We start from the raw sequence: 15,195 nt of genomic DNA on the forward strand, positions 1-15,195 counted from the left end.
GGCGCCTCAGAAAAGCTCGCCCTGCACGATCGCGGCCTTCGCCGGAGCCCTGCGGCTTGCGTGCGGGGCCACCGGTTCGGGCAGCCCGGCATCGTCGTTGCGCGCGTTGTTGACCCGCTCGCTCACCAGATCGAGCCGCAGCCATTCGTCCGGGCAGGGCCGGCAGAGGCGGGCGGCTTCGGGCGCGTCTACCGCCGCATCGAGCCACGCGCCGACCGCTTCCGGGGCCAGGATCGCCGGCATCCGCTCGTGGATCGCGCTCAGGGTGCCGTTGGCCGAGCAGGTGATGATCGCCGCCGTATCGACTTCCGAGCCGTCCGCGCCCATCCACGGCTCCCACAGGCCGGCGAACGCCATCGGCGCCCCGTCGGTGCGGCGCACCGCGAACGGCATCTTCGTCGCGGCCTTGCCGGTCCCCTCGCGGCGCCATTCGTAGAAGCCGTCGGCCAGGAACACGCAGCGGCGGTGGCGCAGCGCCCCGCGGAAGGCCGGCTTCTCGGCCGCCGTCTCGATGCGGGCGTTGAACAGGGTCGGAAAGTCCGACGGATCCTTGAGCCAGGTCGGCCAGAGGCCCCAGCGCATCAGCCGGAAATGCCGCTCGCCGCTCTCGCTGACCACGACGGGCACCGGCTGGGTCGGCGCCACGTTGAAGCGGCCGGGGAAATTCGGCTGCTCGGAATAGCCGTAGAAGGCGCGGTAGACCTCCGGCGGCTGGCCGATGAAGAAGCGTCCGCACATGGACGCGATATGGGCTCTGGGCGAGGGCGGGATCAAGCGCAGCGGGGGCCCGAGTCACAGCGATGATGCAGATCCGACCCTCCGCCGCATCCTGAGGTGCCCGCGCCAGCGGGCCTCGAAGGGCTCCAGGGATCACGGGGCTGGCTGGACAATCCTTCGAGGCTCCGCTGCGCTTCGCACCTCAGGATGAGGGCGAGGCGTCGACCGGCCTCCGTTTTGTCGCGCCACGCATTCGCCGAACCGGTATCCACATCCGGGCCCAGGCGCTCTAACTTGGGGCCATGACCACCCCCGCGACGGCGAACGCTCCCGAGCCCGTCCTACAGGTGCGCGCCGTGCCGGGCATGGCCCGGTTCGACGCCGCCGAATGGGACGCCTGCGCCACCTCCCCCGAGACCCTCGGGGCGGGCGACGAGACCTTCAACCCGTTCACCTGCCACGCCTTCCTCTCGGCGCTGGAGGAGGCGGGCTGCGTCTCCCGCCGCACCGGCTGGCTGCCGCTGCATGTCCGCGTCGAGCGCGAGGGCCGGCTCGTCGGCGCCGCGCCCTGCTATCTGAAGTCCCACAGCCAGGGCGAATACGTGTTCGACCACGGCTGGGCCGACGCCTACGAGCGGGCCGGCGGCAGCTATTATCCCAAACTCCAGGTGAGCGTGCCGTTCACGCCCGTTACGGGGCCGCGCTTCCTCATCGCGCCGGGGGAGGATCCCGACACCGCCGCCGCCGCCCTCGTCGCGGGGCTGCGCGCCCTGCGGGCCGAGACCGAGGCCTCCTCGATCCATGTCACCTTCGCCCGCGCGCGCGAGGCCGAGCAGGCCGAAGCCCTCGGGATGCTGCCCCGCATCGACCAGCAGTTCCACTGGGAGAACGAGGGCTATGCCGGCTTCGACGATTTTCTCGGGGCGCTGGCCTCGCGCAAGCGCAAGGCGATCAAGCGCGAGCGGCGGGAGGCTCTGAGCCAGGGCATCACGGTCGAGCACAAGACCGGCGCCGACATCACGGAAGCCGATTGGGACGCCTTCTACGAGTTCTATCAGGACACCAGCGCCCGCAAATGGGGCCGGCCCTACCTCAACCGCACCTTCTTCTCGCTGATCGGCGCGCGGATGCCCGAGCGCATCCTGCTCGTCATCGCCAAGAATGCGGGCCGGCCGATCGCCGGCGCCATCAACTTCATCGGCGACACGGCGCTCTACGGCCGCAACTGGGGCTGCATCGAGGATCACCCCTTCCTGCATTTCGAGGTCTGCTACTATCAGGCCATCGACTTCGCGATCGCCCGTGGGCTGAAGCGGGTCGAGGCCGGTGCGCAGGGCGAGCACAAGCTCGCCCGCGGCTACCGGCCGGTGCCGATGCATTCGGCCCACGACATCGCCGACCCGGCGCTGGCCCGCGCCGTCGCCGACTATCTGAAGCGGGAGCGCAGCCACGTGAACGCGGCGATTGCCGAATACGCGGCGGTGTCGCCCTTCCGCCGAACCTGCGAGGACGCCAGCGAATGAACACGATCGACCGCATCCGCAGCTACGCCGACGAACTGACCGCCCTGCGGCGGGATCTCCACGCCCATCCCGAGATCGGCTTCGAGGAGGTCCGCACTTCCGGCATCGTCGCCGAGCATCTCGAAAAGTTCGGCATCGAGGTCCATCGGGGGCTGGGCAAGACCGGCGTGGTCGGCGTGTTGCGGGGCCGGCCGGGTGCGCGCCGGATCGGCCTGCGCGCCGACATGGACGCGCTGCCGATCACCGAGGAGACCAACCTCCCCTACCGCTCCACCGTGCCCGGAAAGATGCATGCCTGCGGGCATGACGGGCACACCACCATGCTGGTCGGTGCCGCCCGCTACCTCGCCGAGACCCGCGATTTCGACGGCACGGCCGTGTTCGTGTTCCAGCCGGCGGAGGAAGGTTTGGGCGGGGCCCGCGCGATGATCGCCGACGGCCTGTTCGAGAAATTCCCGGTCGATGAGATCTACGCGATCCACAACGCGCCCCACGGGCCGCACGGCGTGCTGCAGGTCCGACCCGGCCCGATCATGGCGGCGGCCGATTTCTTCGACATCCGCATCACCGGCCGCGGCGCGCACGCGGCCATGCCACACCAGGGCATCGATCCGATCGTGATCGCGACGGGGCTGGTCCAGGCGATGCAGTCGATCGTCAGCCGCAACAGCAACCCGCTGAAATCCGCCGTGGTCTCGGTCACGCAGATCCATGCGGGCGCGGCCTACAACGTCATTCCCGAGGGGGCGCATCTCACCGGCACCGTGCGCACCTTCGATGCCGATCTGCGCAAGCTGATCGCCACCCGCATCCGCGAACTGGCGGCGGGCTTCGCCGCGGCCTACGGCGCCACCATCGAGGTGGATCTGCGCGACGTGTTCTCGGTGCTCGACAATCACCCCGAGCAGGCGGCGGCCGCCGCCGAGATCGCCGCCGAGCTGTTCGGCTCCGACAAGGTCGAGGCCAACACCGTTCCGCGCATGGGCAGCGAGGACTTCGCCGACATGGTCGCGGCGGTGCCCGGCGCCTATGCCTGGCTCGGCGCCACGCCGGGTCCGGGCCTGCACAATGCGAGCTTCGATTTCGACGACAGCCTGATCCCGCTCGGCGCGGCCTACCTGGCGCGGATGGTCGAGCGGCGCACGGCGGCATAAGCCATCCGCATTCTTCCGACCCTCTCCCTCATCCTGAGGTGCTGGAGCGAAGCGGAAGCCTCGAAGGATGCTCCAGATCCCGCGCGTTTCCTGGAGCATCCTTCGAGGCCGCTGCGCGGCACCTCAGGATGAGGTGCGGGCCGGAGATCGGCAGCGAGCGAGCTCGAATAACGATTTGACCGCAAGGGACGGGATGCGCGCCCCATGCGGATCCGTCAGGGTCGCCGCATCCCTTCTCCCGGAGGAGCCGATGCTCGCCGAACCTGAAATCGCCCCACCCGACGAGGCGCCCCTCACCGAGGCCGAGATGCGCGCCGCCGTCGCCGCGCGCGATGGCGACTTCGATGGGCGTTTCGTCTATGCGGTGCGCTCCACCGGGGTCTATTGCCGGCCGAGCTGTCCCTCGCGGGCGGCGCGTCCCGAAAACCTCTCCTTCCATGCCGGATCGGCGGAGGCGGAGGCCGCGGGCTTCCGGCCCTGCCGCCGCTGCCGGCCCGACGAACCCGCTCTGTCCGAGCAGCAAGCCGAAAAAATCACCCGCGCCTGCCGGCTGATCGAGGCGGCGGAGACGCCGCCCTCCCTCGACGCGCTCGCCCGCGCGGCGTCTTTGAGCCCGTTCCACTTCCACCGGATCTTCAAGGCGGTCACCGGCGTGACGCCGCGGGCCTACGCCCAGGCCCACCGCGCGGCTCGCGCCGCCGACAGCCTCGCCGAGGGCCGAACCGTGACCGAGAGCGTCTACGCGGCGGGCTACGGCGCGCCGAGCCGGTTCTATGCGGGCGGCGCGGAGCGGCTCGGCATGAGCCCGTCGGCCTACCGCAAGGGCGGCGCGGGCGAGCGGATCTTTTTCGCGACCGACGCCTGTGCCCTCGGGCTCGTGCTGGTGGCAGCGACCGTTCGAGGAGTCTGCGCGATCCTGCTCGGCGACGATGCCGACGCGCTCCGGCACGACCTGACGGCGCGTTTCCCCAAAGCGTCGATCGTGGCCGGCGACGCGGAATTCGCGGCGACGGTGGCCGCGGTCGTGCGCCTCGTCGCGGCGCCGGGGGGCACCTTCGACCTGCCCCTCGACATCGGCGGCACCGCCTTCCAGCAGCGGGTGTGGCAGGCGCTGCGCCGCATCCCGGTCGGCACCACCGCGACCTATGCCGAGATCGCCCGCGCCATCGGCGAGCCGGCGGCGGTGCGGGCGGTGGCCATGGCCTGCGGCGCCAACGCGCTGGCCGTCGCGATCCCCTGCCACCGGGTGGTGCGCTCGGACGGGGCGCTGTCGGGCTACCGCTGGGGCACGGCGCGCAAGACGGCCCTGCTCGCCCGCGAGGGGGTGAAGCGGTAAGCCCTCACGCCGGAACGGCCGAGCCGGGCGGAGCCGCGTCGTGGCCCGTGGGCGCAGGGGTGGGCTTATCGGTCGGCGCATGCCCGGCGGCATGCGCATTCCGCGACTGGATCTCGATGAAGACGCGGGTGACGTTGCGGCTCTTCGCCTTGATCCGCTGCTCCAGCCGCGCCACCGTCCGCTCGACCTCGCCCGCGGGCACCTCGTCGGCAAAGTCGAGGCTGAGGTTCACGAGGATGTCCGAGGGGCCGAGATGCTGGGTCAGCACCGCGTTGACGTGCTGGACGGCGCTCTCCTCGGCCACCGCCGCCTGGATCGTGCGCACCACCGCCGGGTCGGCGGCCTCGCCGATCAGCAGGCCGTGGGTCTCGATCATCAGGAAGATCGACATGCCGATCAGCACGAGGCCGATGCCGATCGAGGCCCAGCCGTCGAGCGCCGGCTTGTCGAGGACATGCGCGAGCACCACGCCGCCGATGGCGATGACGAGGCCGATCAGCGCGGCGACGTCCTCTACGAGGATCGTGTAGAGCGCCGGGTCCTTGCTGCGCTGGATCGCGGTGATGGCGCTGCGCTCGCCCTTCTCCGCCCAGAACGCCTTCACGGCCACGAAGCAGGAATAGCCCTCCGCCAGGATCGCGAAGCCGAGGATCGAGACGTTCACCCAGAAGCCGGAAAGCTGAACGCCGAACAGGGTCGCGTCGGCGGAGGGTTCGGGGTGCTCGATCTTGTGGGCCCCCTCGTAGATCGCGAAGATGCCGCCGCCGAGGAAGATGAACAGGGCGACGATGAAGGCGTAGAAATACACCTCGCGCCCGTAGCCGAAGGGATGCTTGGCGTCCGCCGGCTTCTTCGCCCGCTTCAGGCCGACCAGCAGCAGGAGCTGGTTGGCGGTGTCGACGAGCGAGTGCGCGCCTTCGGCCAGCATCGCGGTCGAGCCGGTGAGGAAGGCGCCGACGAACTTCGCCGCCGCGATGGCGAGGTTGGCCCCCGCCGCCGTGTAGATCGCACCCGTGCTTTCGGCCATGTCCCGCTCCTGAGCGGCGCGCGCCGCCGTCACGGGCTCGTCAACGCCGCCGGAGTGGTCAAGGTTGCTGCGATGAGGCCGCCCGTGCAACGTGCCGCCCGTTTCTGCGAGGAACCGTGCGATGACGCCCTACGATCCGGACAACATCTTCGGAAAGATCCTGCGCGGGGAGATCCCCGCGCATAAGGTCTACGAGGACGAGCACAGCCTCGCCTTCATGGATGTGATGCCCCAGGGCGAGGGCCATACCCTCGTCATCCCGAAGGCGCCCTCGCGCGGGCTGCTCGATGCCGAGCCGCAGACGCTCGCGGCCGTGATCGGCACGGTGCAGCGAGTCGGCCGTGCGGTGAAGGCGGCCTTCAAGGCCGATGGGCTGACGCTGTTCCAGTACAATGAGCCGGCCGGCGGGCAGACGGTGTTCCACCTGCACTTCCACCTCGTGCCGCGCCACGACGGCGTGCCGCTGAAGCGCCATGAGGGCGGCATGGCCGACCCTGCGGTGCTCGCCGAGCATGCCGCGCGCATCCGGGCGGCTTTGGACGAGGGCTGAGCCGGCTCCGCGACATCCGTTCGCCCCCCCGCTCGGGGGCGCGGATGTCGCCTCCGCTCAGGCGTGCCGTGCTCCGTTCGTCGATCCCGCGCCCATGCCCACTCCCGTGCCGGCTCCCATGCTGCTTCCCATCGACGCGATCAGCGCGCGCAGGCCGGCATTCTCGGCCTCCAACTCGGCGATCCGGCGCAGCAGGACGGCCAGCGACGGGTCCGTCAACGGTGCCGGGGACGGCTCGGGGGCAGCCTTCTGCACCTCCGCGAAGGCGACGCCGACTGCGTCGCCGCGGCGCCAGCGCAGATTCGACCGGAGGGTGATCTCCTTCTGCGGGATGTAGAGGTCGAACGTTTCCGGCAGGGTATTGGTCTCGCTCAACTCCAGCCGTGCGCCCATCTCCGAGAAATCCCGGACGAGGCAGTCCATGCTGGACGCACCCTTGTTGAAGTGGATCCGTCCCTTGAGAAAGGTTCGCTTGCGAGGCTCCTGGCGCTTCTCGCTGATCATGATCGGTCTCCGGCCCGCCTGACTGCACGCCTGTCTCGCATGCCGGCCGTTAAGGAATGCTCGACATGATTGCGCACCCGCTTACGGTCCGTCGGCCGCTCGCTTCGTCCCCCCCTCGTCGAGGCACTGGAACAGGTAGAAGCCGTTGAAGCGCACGGCGGTCACCGCGGCGCGGTCGTCGAAGCCGGGGGGCGGGCTCGCGCTTTCATCGATTCGCCCGCCGAAGGTCCAGCGTCGGCCGCCGACGAAGCGCGGCACGGCACAGCTCTCCGGAACTGCGCAGAAAAGCGCTTCCCTGCCCCGGCGGCGGAACAGGTTGTAGCTTCGCATCGGATCTCCTCCGCATCGCCGCACCCTCGGAATCAAGGTAGCCCGACAATCGGTCCGGTTTGTGTCGGTCAGGGCCATCGCTTGAAGGCGATAGCTCTGGTTTTTTGCTGGCCTCAATCGCCAGCGCCCGCTTCCGCGGGCTGCATCGGTTCCTCGGACGTCCGCTCCGCTCGATGCTGTCCGGGGCTCACGTCCCAAAAAGCACGCGCCGTGAAGCCGCTCACTCGGCTTCGCGCGATCGCCTGGTTTTGTTGGTATAGGCCGATCAGGCTGGGACGGCGTCGGCCTCTGCCCGGCAATCCGGCTCCTCGGTCGGCGTCTCGCGGTCGGCCGCGGCGAGGCGGACGGCGTGGTTGATCACCGCCATATGGGTGAAGCCCTGCGGTACGTTTCCGCGCTGCTCGCCCGTTTCCGCATCGATCTCCTCGGCGAACAGGCCGAGATCGTTGCCTCGCGCCAGCAGCCGCTCGAACAGGGCGGTGGCCTCATCGTTGCGGCCGGCCAGCGCCAGACAGCCGACCCGCCAGAAGGAGCAGGCGGTGAAGGTCGCTTCTTCGCCCTCCAACCCGTCGTCGATCCGGTAGCGGTAGATGAGGTCGCCCGCGCCGAGTTCCTCGCCGACCCGCTCCAGGGTTTTCGCGACGCGCGGATCGTGCGGATCGAAGGCGCCGAACAGCACGGTGCGCAGTACTGCCGCATCGAGATCGTCCGATTCGTAGGCCATGGTGTAGGCGCCGCGCCCCGCGTTCCAGCCCCGCGCATGGTATTCCGCTCGGATCTCGGCCGCCGCCCGCTCCCACCCGGCGATCGTGTCCGGACTGGCGAGACGGTGCTTCGGGTCGGCGCGGGCGATCTGCACGGCGCGGTCGAGACCGACCCAGAGCATCGCCTTGGTGTGCACGCTTTGGCGCTTCTCCGTGCGCATCTCCCACAGGCCGTGGTCGGCCGCGTGACGGGCCCGCAGGATGTGGTCGGTGAGATGGCGAAGCGCCTCGGGCAGGTGGTCGTTGACCTTGACCGGCGGGTCGTATTCCACCGCTTCGAGGTAGCCGTGGAGGGCCACCAGGAACTCGCCGTAGATGTCGTACTGCTCCTGATCCGCCGCCGCGTTGCCGATCCCCACCGGGCCGATGCCGCGCCAGCCGCGCAGGTGGTCGAGGAATTCTTCCTCCGGCACCGCACCGTCGAGGGCGTACATCAGGTGAAGGTCGCGCCCCCGGCTCGTATCGGCCTCGCGCAGGAAGCGCAGGAACTCGGCGGCCTCGCGCTGGTAGCCGAGATTGACGAAGGCGGTGACGGTGAAGCTCGCATCCCGCATCCAGACGTAGCGGTAATCGTAGTTGCGGTTGCCCGGCACCGCCTCAGGCAGCCCCGCCGTCGCGGCGGCGACGATGCCGCCGGAAGGGCCGTGCGTCAGAAGCTTCAGCGTCAGCGCGCTGCGCAGGACCGTCTCGCGGTAGGGCCCCTCGTAGGTGCAGCGGCCCGACCATTCCTCCCAATAGGCCCGTGTGTCGGCAAGCGAGGCATCCACCGCGCCGGGTAGCCCTTCTTCGTCCACGCCGTGCTTTTCGCCGTGGGCGATCACGAGGTCGGCGCGTTCGCCGGCCCCGAGCGCGAAGGCGCCCTCGGCCTCCTCGTCGCGGAGGGCGAGCGGCACGGCGCAGACGGCGCGGATGGTGTCCCCGCCGCCGCGGAAGCGGATACAGGTCTCGCTCTCCGTCGTCGCCTCGGTCGGGGCGCGGGCGTAGTCGAAGCTCGGGCGCAGCCGCCAGCGGCCGGAGACGCGGCCGGACCGGCAGGCGAGGCGTCGGACCACCTGAGCTTGCGCTTGGCCGTCCGGTCCCTCCTCCGGTACCGATTCATGACGGTGAAGCGGCATGAAGTCGGTGAGCACCGCACGGCCGGTGGCGGTGACGAAGGTGGTCTCGAGGATGTTGGTGCCGGGCAGATACCGACGGGTGATCTCGGTCAGGCCGTCGAGGACGAGGCGGCAGGCACCGCCCCGCTCGCTGTCGAGCAAGGCCAGGAAGACGGCCGGCCCGTCATGGCGGGGCCAGCATAGCCAATCGAGGGAACCGTCTCGGGCGATCAGGGCCGTGGTGCAGGTATCGCCGATCACGGCGTAGTCGGCGATAGCTTTGTCGGTCACGGCCGTTCCCGGTTAAGTTGCGCCGCGCCAACGTCTCCCGGCTCACAAGGTTCGCCCCTGCGACATCAGGCAACGCGACGCGGCGCACCGCTCAGAACCGGGGCGCGCGGCTCCGCATGGACCGCCGCGAATGGCTCCTGGTCGGGCGGTAGGCCCGCCGCGTGCTGTAGCCCCGCCGCGTGCCGTAGCCGCCGGGCCGGCGGTAGTTGCCGTTGTTAACGCCGGCGCTGCGGTCGTTGCCGGTGGCGCTCGCCGATGGCGAGAGCCCACTGCCCGCATTGCCGCTGCTGCCCTGCGCGGCCACCGGGCCGGCGGCGAGAGTGAGCGTTGCGGCCAGGATGAAGAGGCCGCGTCGAAGCGGAAGTTTCATGGTTCTCGACCCTTTTGGAAAATGCGGCCCCGGACGGGCTCCGTGAGGGAGCGAACCGTGGCTCAGACGGCTTGTTCCCCGCCGATCCACGTGCCGAGCACCGCCCTGTCGGCGGAAAGCGCGACGAGATCGGCCGCAAAGCCAGGGGCGATCCGGCCGAGCCGGGTGTCGAGCCCGAGGAAGCGGGCCGGGGTCAGCGAGGCCATGGCCAGGGCCTCCGCGAGAGAGGCGCCGCCGCGCGTGCTCATGTGGCGGACGGCCTCCGCCATGGTGATCGCCGCGCCCGCCAGGGTGCCGTCCTCGCCGGTGAGCCGGTCGCCGGTCCGGACGATCCGGCGTCCGAACAGGGTGAAGGACGCGTCCGCGCGGGTATCGCCGACCGGTGGCATGGCATCGCTCACCAGCATCAGCCGCTCGCTTCCCTTGAGGCGCAGGGCCAGACGAAGCTGGTCGTCGCCGACATGGTGGCCGTCGGCGATGATCCCGGCAAAAGTCCCGGCCTCCGAGAGGGCGACGCCGACCGCGCCGGTCTCGCGCGGGCCGATCTGCGACATGGCGTTGAACAGGTGGGTGAAGCCGGTGAGCCCTTCCGCCATCGCCGCCCGGATCGCGGAACCCGCATCTGCCGTATGCCCGGCGCAGACGCGGGCGCCGCGGGCGACGAGGTCGGCCACCGCGCCGGCCGGCACCCACTCGGGCGCCAGCGTCACCAGGGTGAGGCCGTGCTCGCCCAGGCTGGTCAGGAGTTCGGCGTCGCCGGGGCCGAATTCGGCGAGTCGGGACGGGTCATGGATGCCGATCCGCTGCGGGCTCAGGAACGGGCCTTCGAGGTGGATGCCGAGGATGCCGGGGACGCCCGCCTGGATCGCCGCCGCAATGCCCGCGATGGCCGCCCGGATCGCGGGCCGCGTGTCGGTGATGAGGGTCGGCAGCAGGGCGGTGGTGCCGCCGCGCCGGTGCGCCGCCGCGATCCGGGCGATGCCGGCCACGCTGGGATCGTCGTTGAGGAGCACCCCTCCGCCGCCATTGACCTGACAATCGATGAAGCCCGGCGCCAGCACAGCGCCTGCCGGCAGCCGGACGAGGGGAACATCCGGGGGCGGCTCGGCGGTGACGTCGACGATGTGCCCGCCGCGCAGCACGACGGTGCGGTCGCCGAGCATCCGCTCGCCATCGAAGATGCGGTCCGCACAGATCGCTTGATCATAAGGGGTTCCCAAAGGGATCATCCCTTTGGCGGGGTGTCGGGGCGGAGCCCCGATATCGTCCCAGGGCTCTGCCCCGGACCCGCGAAACGGCTCGCCCTTTCGAAACCCGGACTCGTCATCACAGCGTCTCCGTCACCTTGGTGAGACCGGCCGGCTTGTCCGGGTCGAGGCCGCGGCGGCGGGCCTCGGCCTCGATGGCGCGGTAGGCCGGCACCAGCATGGCGATGGGGTCGCAGGCCGGATGGCCGTCGCCGAGCCAGGGCAGGGTGCCGAGGGGACCGCCGCAGGCATGGACCCGCATTCCGTCGCGGCTGAGGTCGCGCACGAGCGCGTCCACGCCCTCGGCCAGCGGATCGGCCTGGCGCAGGGCCAGGACCGGCGTTGCGGCCGAGACGGAGGCGCGGGGGCCGTGGCGCAACTCCGCCGCCGAATAGCCGAGCGCGGGTAGGCGCAGGGTCTCGGCGAGCTTGAGGGCGATCTCCCGCAGCGGCCCGAGACCGTGGCCGCGCCCGGTGACGAAGGCCGCAGGCGCGCCCGCGAGGTCGGCGCTCCAGGCCGACCAGTCGAGGGCGAGTGCCTGTCTCAGCCGCTCCGGAAGGGCGGCGAGGCCCCGTTCCAGCTCGCCGTCGCCGGCCCAGGCCGAAACCAGCGCCGCCCCCGCGATGGCTGAATTCGTCACCGTCTTGGTGGCGGCGACCGCATGCTCCGGCCCGGCGAGGATCGGCAGGACGAGGTCGCTCGCCCGCGCGGCCGGGGAATCGGGATCGTTGACGAGGGCGAGCGTCAGGGCGCCGCCGGCCCGCGCCGCTTCCGTCGCCGCGACGAGATCGGGCGAGCGGCCCGATTGCGAGACCACGATGAAGAGCGCGCCCGCCACGTTCGGCGGACGGTCATAGCCCGTCACCACCGAGGGCGCGGCGGCCGAAACCGGCAGGCTGAGCCGCGTCTCGATCAGGTAGCGCAGATGCACGCCGGCATGGCCCGAACTGCCCCGTCCGCACACGACCACGAAGGGGAAGCTCCTGGCCCGCAGCGTCGCGCCGATCCGGGCTGCTTCGCCGGCTACCAGCAGAGAGGCGGCGTCGGGGATCTCGGCGATCTCCCGCGCCATGAAGGTCGTCGCGCTCATGATCGGCCCACCTCGCGAAGCGCCCGGCGCAGGTTGCCGTCGTGGCGCAGGAGCAGGTCGTCAGCCCGCATGGCGCTCATCCCCCCCGCGAGCAGCACCGCACGCTTGATGTCGCCCTCGGCCCGGGTCAGGGCGTCGGCGGCAACGTCTGCCGGGCAGCCGGCGAGCTCGGAGACCATGGCGACGCCGCGGGCGCGCAGCTTCCGGTTGGTCGCGCGCATCGCCACCATCCGCCCGCGATAGACCCGGCCGAGCCGGATCATCACCAGGGTCGAGAACAGGTTGAGGATCACCTTCTGGGCCGTGCCTGCCTTCATGCGGGTGGAGCCCGCCAGCACCTCGGCCCCCGTGGCGGCGAGGATGCCGTGGGCGGCCTCGCGCAGGATCGGCGCCTCGGGGTTGTTGCTGACGCCGACGGTGACGGCGCCGCGGCTGCGGGCGGCCTTCAGCGCCTCGACGGTGAACGGCGTCGAGCCGCTGGCGGCCAGCCCCACCACCACGTCGCGCGGGCCGATCTCGGCGCTTGCGATCCAGGCGGCGCCGTCGGCGGCGGAATCCTCCGCATCCTCCACGGCGCGCAGCAAGGCGCCCTCCCCGCCGGCGATGGCGAAACCGAGCTGCGCCTCCGGCCAGTCGAAGGTCGGCGGCAGCTCCGCCCCGTCCTGCACGCCGATCCGCGCGGAGGTGCCGGCTCCGACATAGACCAGCCGTCCGCCCTCGCGCAGGCCCGGCTCGGCGGCCCGCGCCGCCGCATCGATCGCCGGCAGGGCCGGCCCCACCGCCGCCACTGCCGCGAGCTGGCCCTCCCAGAGCGCCTGGAGGATGTCGAGCCCGCCCCAGGCGTCGAGATCGACGTAGCGGGCGCTGGCGTCCTCGGTTCTCATACCTTGCGTGCCCTGCTCGTCCGCATCGCGTTTACCTGATTCCGTCTTCGGCACTGCATCACGCGCCTCGCCTGTTCGAAAGAGGTCATCTCCGGTGCGGTTCCGCCGGACGCGGAAAACGGCCGTCGGCGCGGTTTGGCTGCATGCGATCCGACGCGATCAGGGATCGGTTGGCCCGTCCCGGCGTTCGGTTGGCGCGCGCCGCTCCGGCTCCTTGCAGGCGGCGCGCTGCAATCCGGCCGGGGGAGAGGGCGTGCAACAGGAGCAGATCGAGGCGCATGCCGAGGAACGATCGGAACTCGCGTCGGATGAGCCGGCATCGGCGGCGTCGCGGCGCTTGCGCCTGCTCACCTACAACGTCCGCCATTGCCGCGGCACCGACGGGCGGGTCGCGCCGGAGCGGGTTGCACGGGTGATCGCCGACTTGGCGCCCGACATCGTCGCGCTCCAAGAGGTCGATGTCGGGCGCCCGCGCACCGACGGTCTGGATCAGGCGGAGGAGATCGCCCGGCTGGTCGGAATGTTCTCGCATTTCCACCCGGCCCTGCACATCGAGGAGGAGCGCTACGGCGACGCCCTGCTCACCCACCTGCCGTCGCGGCTCAAGCGCGCCGGCCCCCTGCCCGGGCTGCTGCGGCGCCCCGGCCTGGAGCCAAGGGGGGCGCTGTGGGTCGAGGTGACGGCGGGCGCCAGCAAGCTTCAGGTGATCACCACCCATTTCGGATTGCTCGGGGCGGAGCGCGTCGCCCAGGCCAAGGCGCTGCTCGGGCCCGACTGGCTCGGCGATCCCGCCTGCCACGCGCCGACGGTGCTGCTCGGCGACTTCAACGCCATGGGCTGGTCGCGCGCCTACCGCCGGCTGAGCGGACGCCTCACCGATGCGCGTCGGCTCACGGGGGAACGGCGCTGGCGGCGCGGCGGCGCCACCTTCCCGAGCCGCTTTCCCCTGCTGCGCGTCGACCATGTCTTCGTCAGCGAACGCGTCGCCGTCGAGCGCATCGCGGTCGTGGACACGCCGCTGGCGCGGAAGGCCTCCGACCATCTGCCGGTTCTGGCGGAGATCCGGATCGAGCCGGGTTGAGGGTCTTTCCGCGCGCGAGCATGGTCGTCCGCGGGCCGGCCCGACGACCGGCCGTGGACGGGAGAGGATGCGCGCACGATGACGAAGACGACAGGACCCCTGACTGCTCTCGGTCTCGCCGCCCTGACCGCGTTGTCCGCCGGGCCGGCTCGGGCCGAGCCGCCGCGGATCGCCGTAGTCGCGACCGGCGGCACCATCGCGATGAAGCTCGATCCCACGACCCACGCGCCGGTCCCGGCCCTCTCGGGCGAGGATCTCGTCGCGGCGGTGCCCAAGCTGAAGGACATCGCCACCATCGAGGTGACCGAGTTCAGCAACGTGCCGAGCGACTATATGGGCCCGGACCGCTGGCCGGCGCTGACCGCTAAGCTCGACGCGCTGCTCGCCGATCCCGGCATTCGCGGGGCGATCGTCCTGCACGGGACCGACACCCTCGATCAGACGGCCTACTTCCTCGACCTGACGCTAAAGAGCGACAAGCCGGTGGTGCTGGTGGGCGCCCAGCGCAACGCCTCCGACGCGGATGCCGACGGCCCGCGCAACCTCCTCAACGCCGCCCGTCAGATCCTGGCCGAGGGCGCGGTGGGCCAGGGCGTGACGGTGACGCTCAACCACCGCATCAACGCGGCGCGCGAGGTCCGCAAGACCCACACCAGCAACGTCGAGACCTTCAATTCGGGGGAGGCCGGCATCCTCGGATACGTGGACGAGGACCGCGTCGTGTTCAGCCGCCGCTCCCTGCGCCGCCAGACCCTGCCGCTGCCGGAGCGGATGCCGCGGGTCGATCTCGTGGCGATGTATGCCGGCGCCGACGGTTCGCAGGTGCGGCACGCGGCTGAAAGCGGGGCCGAGGCGATCGTGGTCGAGGCCTATGGCTGGGGCAACGTCAACGCCGAGATGCACGACGCCATCGCCGAAGTCATCGCCAAGGGTGTGCCGGTGATCGTGGCGACCAGGGTCCATGACGGCCGCGCCCTACCGGTCTACGGCTTCAAGGGCGGCGGCAACACCCTGCGCAAGGCCGGCGCGGTGTTCGCGGGCGACCTCACGCCGGACAAGGCGCGCATCCTCACCCTGATCGCCCTGCCCGCGGGCAAGGAGGCACGGAAGGATCAGGCCGCTTTGCAGGCGGTGTTCGACAAGTAGCCGCGCGCCTCTGCTCTCTGGGACCGCCTCGACTTCGCGCGCATCCCCTCTCCCCGCGTACGGGGAGAGGGGGAGCCAGTTAAAATC

General features: G+C 71.0%; 15 protein-coding genes. 6 read left to right on the forward strand and 9 right to left on the reverse strand.

The window, feature by feature from the left end:
• Positions 1-6: 6 nt before the first annotated feature.
• Positions 7-738: an SOS response-associated peptidase gene (locus tag OVA30_RS17895; RefSeq protein WP_268176242.1), complete on the reverse strand. Its 732-nt coding sequence runs from the start codon at positions 736-738 to the stop codon at positions 7-9.
• Between the two features lie 281 nt (positions 739-1,019).
• On the opposite strand from OVA30_RS17895, the gene OVA30_RS17900 reads away from it, so the two are divergent.
• From OVA30_RS17900 to ada, 3 genes are all read left to right on the forward strand, one after another.
• A complete protein-coding gene (locus tag OVA30_RS17900) occupies positions 1,020-2,240 on the forward strand; it encodes a GNAT family N-acetyltransferase (RefSeq protein WP_268176243.1) in 1,221 nt (406 codons plus the stop codon).
• Positions 2,237-3,394 (forward strand): M20 aminoacylase family protein, encoded by a 1,158-nt coding sequence (locus OVA30_RS17905; protein WP_268176244.1) that lies wholly within the window; start codon positions 2,237-2,239, stop codon positions 3,392-3,394. The genes OVA30_RS17900 and OVA30_RS17905 overlap by 4 nt, the downstream gene beginning before the upstream one ends.
• Before the next feature lie 250 nt (positions 3,395-3,644).
• Positions 3,645-4,730 (forward strand): bifunctional DNA-binding transcriptional regulator/O6-methylguanine-DNA methyltransferase Ada, encoded by a 1,086-nt coding sequence (gene ada, locus OVA30_RS17910; RefSeq protein ID WP_268176245.1) that lies wholly within the window; start codon positions 3,645-3,647, stop codon positions 4,728-4,730.
• 4 nt (positions 4,731-4,734) lie between these two features.
• Here ada and OVA30_RS17915 read toward each other — a convergent pair whose 3' ends face one another.
• The gene (locus OVA30_RS17915) at positions 4,735-5,757 is read right to left on the reverse strand and encodes a cation diffusion facilitator family transporter (RefSeq protein WP_268176246.1); all 1,023 of its coding nucleotides are present in this window, start codon (positions 5,755-5,757) and stop codon (positions 4,735-4,737) included.
• 121 nt (positions 5,758-5,878) lie between these two features.
• Here OVA30_RS17915 and OVA30_RS17920 point away from each other — a divergent pair, with 121 nt between their 5' ends.
• On the forward strand, positions 5,879-6,307 hold the full coding sequence (locus OVA30_RS17920) for an HIT family protein (protein WP_015952462.1): 429 nt from the start codon (positions 5,879-5,881) through the stop codon (positions 6,305-6,307).
• A gap of 57 nt (positions 6,308-6,364) precedes the next feature.
• Here the strand turns inward: OVA30_RS17920 and OVA30_RS17925 are convergent, their stop codons facing one another.
• From OVA30_RS17925 to OVA30_RS17955, 7 genes are all read right to left on the reverse strand, one after another.
• Complete coding sequence (locus OVA30_RS17925; RefSeq protein WP_268176247.1) at positions 6,365-6,811, reverse strand: PilZ domain-containing protein; 447 nt, start codon at positions 6,809-6,811, stop codon at positions 6,365-6,367.
• A gap of 81 nt (positions 6,812-6,892) precedes the next feature.
• Positions 6,893-7,141, reverse strand: a complete 249-nt coding sequence (locus OVA30_RS17930) for a hypothetical protein (protein WP_268176248.1) — start codon at positions 7,139-7,141, stop codon at positions 6,893-6,895.
• Positions 7,142-7,406: 265 nt separating this feature from the next.
• Positions 7,407-9,290 carry a glycoside hydrolase family 15 protein gene (locus OVA30_RS17935; RefSeq protein ID WP_268176249.1) on the reverse strand — a complete coding sequence of 628 codons (1,884 nt, stop codon included), beginning with the start codon at positions 9,288-9,290 and terminating at the stop codon, positions 7,407-7,409.
• Positions 9,291-9,381: 91 nt separating this feature from the next.
• On the reverse strand, positions 9,382-9,660 hold the full coding sequence (locus OVA30_RS17940; RefSeq protein ID WP_003605253.1) for a hypothetical protein: 279 nt from the start codon (positions 9,658-9,660) through the stop codon (positions 9,382-9,384).
• A 62-nt stretch (positions 9,661-9,722) separates the two neighbouring features.
• Positions 9,723-10,889, reverse strand: a complete 1,167-nt coding sequence (gene nagA / locus OVA30_RS17945; RefSeq protein WP_268176250.1) for an N-acetylglucosamine-6-phosphate deacetylase — start codon at positions 10,887-10,889, stop codon at positions 9,723-9,725.
• Positions 10,890-10,986: 97 nt separating this feature from the next.
• The gene (locus tag OVA30_RS17950; protein WP_268176251.1) at positions 10,987-11,997 is read right to left on the reverse strand and encodes an SIS domain-containing protein; all 1,011 of its coding nucleotides are present in this window, start codon (positions 11,995-11,997) and stop codon (positions 10,987-10,989) included.
• Positions 11,994-12,881 carry an N-acetylmuramic acid 6-phosphate etherase gene (locus OVA30_RS17955; RefSeq protein ID WP_253398242.1) on the reverse strand — a complete coding sequence of 296 codons (888 nt, stop codon included), beginning with the start codon at positions 12,879-12,881 and terminating at the stop codon, positions 11,994-11,996. Before OVA30_RS17955 ends, OVA30_RS17950 begins: the two co-directional genes overlap by 4 nt.
• A 253-nt stretch (positions 12,882-13,134) precedes the next feature.
• Between OVA30_RS17955 and OVA30_RS17960 the strand changes: the two genes are divergently transcribed.
• Together OVA30_RS17960 and OVA30_RS17965 are read left to right on the forward strand one after the other, a co-directional pair.
• Complete coding sequence (locus OVA30_RS17960; RefSeq protein ID WP_268176252.1) at positions 13,135-13,962, forward strand: endonuclease/exonuclease/phosphatase family protein; 828 nt, start codon at positions 13,135-13,137, stop codon at positions 13,960-13,962.
• A gap of 78 nt (positions 13,963-14,040) precedes the next feature.
• Entirely contained in the window at positions 14,041-15,108 is a 1,068-nt protein-coding gene (locus OVA30_RS17965) for an asparaginase (RefSeq protein ID WP_268176253.1), read from the forward strand.
• Positions 15,109-15,195: the final 87 nt, after the last annotated feature.

It is taken from the genome of Methylorubrum sp. SL192 (assembly GCF_026672325.1).
GTDB classification, from domain to species: domain Bacteria; phylum Pseudomonadota; class Alphaproteobacteria; order Rhizobiales; family Beijerinckiaceae; genus Methylobacterium; species Methylobacterium extorquens.